Genomic DNA, 5,960 nt, shown 5'->3' with positions numbered 1-5,960 from the left:
ACTCGACGCCGGCGTCCTGCCGGGTCCGCACCACGCGCAGCAGGAGCGCGCCGTCGACGGCGTGCCGGCGCAGGTTGGTCGCCGCCTCGCTCACCGCGAGGGCGACCTCCGCGCAGCGCTGTTCGTCGAAGCCGATGCGCCGGGCCACGGACACGGCCGCGATCCGGGCGGCGGCGGGGAACGATTCCTGGTCGCGGAGCCAGACCACATCCTCCGCGTCCAGGACCGCCCAGGTCAGCGGCCCCATTTGGTCACCGAGACCCGGGTGCCGCCGCCGGCCTCTGTGTCCAGGACGAACTCGTCGACGAGACGGCGCGCGCCGCTGAGGCCGAGCCCGAGACCTCCGCCGGAGGTCCAGCCGTCGGTCAGCGCCTGGTCGACGTCGGGGATGCCGGGCCCCGAGTCGTCGAACACCGCGGTCACCCCGGCCCTTCCGTCCCGGTGGACCAGACCGATCCGCAGGACCCCGCCTCCTCCGTAGACGAGGGTGTTGCGCGCCAGCTCGCTCGCGGCGGTCACCAGCTTGGTCTGGTCGACCAGCGAGAGCTTGCAGCGCTGGGCGAGCGTCCGCACCAGCTGCCGGGCCCGCACCACGTCGTCGTTGGAGGCTATCGGCAGGGTCTGGTCCTCGGCGCCGAGCTCGGGCAGGGGCCTGTTCATCGTTGTGCCGGACGGTCGTCGCCCGGCCGGGCCAGCATGTCCAGGCCCTTCTCCAGCGAGAGAGCGGTCCGCACCCCACCGAGCGACAGGCCCAGTTCGACGAGGGTGATGGCCACGGCCGGCCGCATGCCGACGACGACGGTCTCCGCGTCGAGCATCCGGGAGATGGCCGCGGTGGTGGCCAGCATGCGGCCCACGAACGAGTCGACGATCTCCACCGCGGTGATGTCGATGACGACGCCCCGGGCGCCGGACTCCACGATCCGGGCGGCCAGGTCCTCCTGGAGGTCCAGGACGATCTGGTCCTCCAGGTCGACCTGGATGGAGACCAGGAGGACGTCACCGATCTTCAGGACGGGTACGCGCTCGGTCACGCCTGGCCGCCACTGGTCGTGACGTCGGCCCCGCCGCGGCGGAGCGCGTGCTTGAGGGCGTCGGCGAGGGACGCCTTGGTGACGATGTCGCCGAACTGGATGCCCAGCGCGACGATGGTCTGCGCGATCTGCGGACGGATGCCGGAGATGATGCACTCGGCGCCCATCAGGCGGGCCGCCACCACGGTCTTCAGCAGGTGCTGGGCGACCTCGGTGTCCACCGCGGGGACCCCGGTGATGTCGATGATCGCCTGGTCGGCGTCGACGTCGACCAAAGCCTGGAGGAGCTTCTCCATGACCACCTGGGTGCGGGCGGAGTCCAGCGTCCCCACCAGCGGGACGGCGACCACGCCCTCCCACAGCTTCACGACCGGGGTGGAGAGCTCCATCAGCTGCTCGGACTGCGCGCTGATGATCTCCTCACGGGTCTTGGCGTAGACCTCCAGCGTGAACAGCGCCAAGGCGTCCATCAGCTTGCCGAGGTGGAGGTAGGCGTGGACGTCCGCGGCCGGGGTGTCCGTCGTCGGCGCGAGGATGTCCTTGCAGGCCAGCACGCTGGTCGCGGTCTCGGTGGGCGTGAAGCCCTGCCGGGCCCGGCTGCGGGACAGCTCGGCGAGCAGCGCCCGCAGCTCCGCGTAGGCGTCCCCCTGCCAGTCGAACGCGCCCTTGCGCAGTCCGTCCACCAGGGCCGTGTACAGCTCGCCGAGCTCACGCTCGAGCTCGGCCAGCGACATCCGCCCGCGCAGCGTGCGCGAGACGGCCTCCACCCAGGCGGAGGCGAGCTGTTCGTCCTTGGCCGTCAGCAGCTCGACGAGTCTGCTGGAAACTTCATGCCCTGCCACCGCTGAACTCCTCTGATACATGCACTCGCCACCGGTTGCGACGGCAGTGTCGGCGCGGCGCACCTCCCCGCGCGGGCGGGAGGGCGCGACGGAAACGTCTGGCTCCCGATACCCCGGCTCAAACGCCGCACACCTGCGAATTTTCCGCGACGGTTCCGGAGGGATCCGCCGTGCCACGGTACGCCCGCAGGAAGGTCCCGGCGCAAGCCTCCCCGGGGTCGTACGGTGGAGAGGGGCAGGCAGGAAGCGGAGGCGGCCGGAAATCGCACCCGTCGGTACCCAGGGGCGAGGGGTGTTTTCACTTCCTTCACAAGGTGAAGTAACCTCCGGAGTCGTCCTTTGGCATGGGTGGAAAACCGGAAGCATGGTGCTGGGAATTCCGGGTAGGCGAGGGGTTCGCCGTGCGGCCTTTCGTCCATGGCATCACTGCGTCATGGCAACGATGAGGGAAAGTGGGGTCGGTCGTGGCTGAGGCGACGGCGGTCGAAGGTACGCGTGGCGCGCCGCGGTCGCGGTCCCCGCGCGGGGGCGGGAAGGTCGGCGAGGCGGAGCTGAGGCAGCTCCTGGCCGGTCTCACGGCGGTACGCGACGGCGACTTCGGGACCAGGCTCTCCGACGAGGAGGACGGTCTCCTCGGCGAGATCGCCACCGTCTTCAACGGCATGGTCGACCAGCTCTCCCTGTTCACCTCCGAGGTGACCCGGGTCGCCCGCGAGGTCGGCACCGAGGGCACGCTGGGCGGTCAGGCGGAGGTGCCGGGCGTCTCCGGCACCTGGGCCGACCTCACCGACTCGGTGAACGCCATGGCCGGCAACCTCACCACCCAGGTCCGCGACATCGCCCAGGTGGCGACCGCGGTCGCCAAGGGCGACCTGTCGCAGAAGGTCGACGTCGACGCGCGCGGCGAGATCCTCGAGCTGAAGAACACCGTCAACACGATGGTCGACCAGCTCTCCTCGTTCGCCGACGAGGTCACCCGCGTCGCCCGCGAGGTCGGCAGCGAGGGCCGCCTCGGCGGCCAGGCCGAGGTGCCCGGCGTCGGCGGCGTCTGGCGCGACCTCACCGACTCGGTCAACTTCATGGCCGGCAACCTCACCGACCAGGTCCGCAACATCGCCCAGGTGACCACCGCGGTCGCCAAGGGCGACCTGTCGCAGAAGATCACCGTCGACGCCCGCGGCGAGATCCTCGAGCTGAAGAACACCATCAACACGATGGTCGACCAGCTCTCCTCCTTCGCCGACGAGGTCACCCGCATGGCCCGCGAGGTCGGCACCGAGGGCATCCTCGGCGGGCAGGCCGACGTCAAGGGCGTCTCCGGCACCTGGCGCGACCTCACCGACTCCGTGAACTCCATGGCCGGCAACCTGACGGCCCAGGTCCGCTCCATCGCCCAGGTCGCCACCGCGGTCGCCAAGGGCGACCTGTCGCAGAAGATCAACGTCACCGCGCGCGGCGAGATCCTCGAGCTGAAGAACACCATCAACACGATGGTCGACCAGCTCTCCGCGTTCTCCTACGAGGTCACCCGGGTCGCCCGCGAGGTGGGCACCGAGGGCCGTCTCGGGGGCCAGGCCGACGTCAAGGGCGTCTCCGGCACCTGGAAGGACCTCACCGAGTCGGTCAACGTGATGGCCGACAACCTGACCGCCCAGGTGCGCTCCATCGCCGAGGTCACCACCGCGGTGGCCCAGGGCGACCTCTCCCAGAAGATCCGGGTCGACGCCCGCGGCGAGATCCTGGAGCTGAAGGAGACCATCAACACGATGGTCGACCAGCTCTCCGCCTTCGCCGACGAGGTCACCCGCGTGGCCCGCGAGGTGGGCACCGAGGGCAACCTCGGCGGCCAGGCCACCGTGCGCGGCGTCTCCGGCACCTGGAAGGACCTCACCGACAACGTCAACGTGATGGCGTCCAACCTGACCGGTCAGGTGCGCTCCATCGCGCAGGTGGCGACCGCGGTCGCCAAGGGCGACCTCTCGCAGAAGATCACCGTCGAGGCCAAGGGCGAGGTCGCCGCGCTGGCCGGCGTGATCAACACCATGGTCGACACGCTCTCCGCCTTCGCCGACGAGGTCACCCGCGTGGCCCGCGAGGTGGGCACCGAGGGCCAGCTCGGCGGCCAGGCCCGGGTCCCCAACGTGGCGGGCACCTGGAAGGACCTGACCGACAACGTCAATTCCATGGCGAACAACCTGACCAACCAGGTGCGCAACATCGCCCTGGTGACCACCGCCGTGGCCCGGGGCGACCTGTCCAAGAAGATCGACGTCGACGCGCGCGGCGAGATCCTCGAACTGAAGACGACCATCAACACGATGGTCGACCAGCTCTCCTCGTTCGCCGCGGAGGTCACCCGCGTCGCCCGCGAGGTCGGCAGCGAGGGCCGCCTCGGCGGCCAGGCCGAGGTCGAGGGCGTCTCGGGCACCTGGAAGCGGCTCACCGAGAACGTCAACGAGCTGGCCGGCAACCTCACCCGCCAGGTCCGCGCGATCGCCGAGGTCGCCAGCGCCGTGGCCGAGGGCGATCTGACCCGCTCCATCACCGTCGACGCCTCCGGCGAGGTCGCCGAGCTCAAGGACAACATCAACTCGATGGTGGAGTCCCTGCGCGAGACCACCCGGGCCAACCAGGAACAGGACTGGCTCAAGTCCAACCTGGCCAAGTTCTCCTCCCTGATGCAGGGCCACCGCGACCTGGCCGTCGTCGCCGAACTGGTCATGGACGAGCTGACCCCGCTGGTCGCCGCCCAGTACGGCGCCTTCTACCTCGCCGAGGAGAACGAGGGCGAGACCGAGCTGAGCCTGGTCGGCTCCTACGGGCGGCCCGCCGAGTTCGAGGGCCACGCCCGCTACCGGCTCGGCGAGTCCCTGGTCGGCCAGGCCGCGCGCAGCCGCCGCACCATCGTCGTCCAGCAGGTTCCCGGCGACTACGTCAGCATCTCCTCCGGGCTCGGCGAGGCGCCCCCGGGCAGCCTGGTGGTGCTGCCGATCGTCGTCGAGGAGCAGGTGCTCGGCGTCATAGAGCTGGCCTCCTTCACGCCGTTCACCCTGGTGCACCAGAACTTCCTGGAACAGCTGATGGAGACGCTCGGCGTCAACGTCAACACCATCGTCGCCAACGCCCGCACCGACGAACTGCTCGACGAGTCCCAGCGGCTCACCGCCGAACTCCAGGCCCGGTCCGCCGAACTCCAGGTGCAGCAGGACGAACTGCAGCGCTCCAACGCCGAGCTGGAGGAGAAGGCCGCGCTGCTCGCGGCCCAGAACCGGGACATCGAGACCAAGAACCTGGAGATCGAGCAGGCCCGCCAGGAACTCGAGGCCCGCGCCCAGCAGCTGGCGCTGGCGTCGAAGTACAAGTCGGAGTTCCTGGCCAACATGAGCCACGAGCTGCGCACCCCGCTCAACAGCCTGCTGATCCTCGCCCAGCTGCTCGCGCAGAACCCCACGCGCAACCTGACGCCGAAGCAGGTCGAGTACGCCGGCATCATCCACTCCGCCGGCTCGGACCTGCTGCAACTGATCAACGACATCCTCGACCTGTCCAAGGTCGAGGCGGGCAAGATGGACATCAACCCCGAGCAGGTGCCGCTGCGCCAGCTGGTCGAGTACGTCGAGGCCACCTTCCGGCCGATGACCACCCAGAAGAACCTCGACTTCACGGTGAGCACCGCGCCCGGCGTCCCGGGCCAGCTGCTCACCGACGACGCGCGGCTGCGCCAGGTGCTGCGCAACCTGCTCTCCAACGCGGTGAAGTTCACCGAGCACGGCAGCGTCGAACTGCGCATCGAGACCGCCGAGGCCGGCGAGGTGCCGCCCTTCGTGCACCGCGGCGGCCCGGTGATCGCCTTCCAGGTCAAGGACACCGGCATCGGCATCGCCGAACAGCACCTGGAGGCCATCTTCGGGGCGTTCCAGCAGGCCGACGGCACCACCAGCCGCAAGTACGGCGGCACCGGTCTGGGCCTGTCCATCAGCCGTGAGATCGCCCATCTGCTCGGCGGCGCCGTCACCGCCCGCTCCGGCGTCGGCGAGGGCAGCACCTTCACGCTCTACCTCCCCGTCGCCCGCGGGGACTGGGA

5 protein-coding genes are annotated in these 5,960 nt (G+C 70.0%); 1 reads left to right on the top strand and 4 read right to left on the bottom strand.

Features of this window, described 5'->3' with window-relative positions; translation table 11 throughout:
* The 4 genes from HW445_RS16045 to HW445_RS16030 all read right to left on the bottom strand — a co-directional run.
* Positions 1-247 (bottom strand): ATP-binding protein (locus HW445_RS16045; RefSeq protein ID WP_180221696.1); only part of this gene is annotated, 247 nt, incomplete at its 3' end.
* Entirely contained in the window at positions 235-660 is a 426-nt protein-coding gene (locus HW445_RS16040; RefSeq protein ID WP_180221695.1) for an anti-sigma regulatory factor, read from the bottom strand. The genes HW445_RS16045 and HW445_RS16040, both read right to left, overlap by 13 nt.
* Positions 657-1,034, bottom strand: a complete 378-nt coding sequence (locus HW445_RS16035; RefSeq protein ID WP_151769573.1) for an STAS domain-containing protein — start codon at positions 1,032-1,034, stop codon at positions 657-659. Before HW445_RS16035 ends, HW445_RS16040 begins: the two co-directional genes overlap by 4 nt.
* A complete protein-coding gene (locus HW445_RS16030) occupies positions 1,031-1,897 on the bottom strand; it encodes an STAS domain-containing protein (protein WP_180221694.1) in 867 nt (288 codons plus the stop codon). Before HW445_RS16030 ends, HW445_RS16035 begins: the two co-directional genes overlap by 4 nt.
* 443 nt (positions 1,898-2,340) lie before the next feature.
* On the opposite strand from HW445_RS16030, the gene HW445_RS16025 reads away from it, so the two are divergent.
* Positions 2,341-5,960, top strand: a 3,620-nt coding sequence (locus HW445_RS16025; protein WP_180221693.1) for a HAMP domain-containing protein, incomplete at its 3' end; no start/stop codon positions are given.

The sequence above is a fragment of the Streptomyces sp. UH6 genome, from assembly GCF_013421635.1.
Classification (GTDB): Bacteria; Actinomycetota; Actinomycetes; order Streptomycetales; family Streptomycetaceae; genus Streptomyces; species Streptomyces abyssomicinicus.
This window is presented reverse-complemented; position numbering and strand designations above follow the sequence as displayed.

Excerpts from the sequence above, each read along its gene's own strand:
- HW445_RS16040 (WP_180221695.1), bottom strand. The coding sequence starts at position 660 with ATGAACAGGCCCCTGCCCGAGCTCGGCGCCGAGGACCAGACCCTGCCG.
- HW445_RS16030 (WP_180221694.1), bottom strand. The coding sequence starts at position 1,897 with ATGTATCAGAGGAGTTCAGCGGTGGCAGGGCATGAAGTTTCCAGCAGA.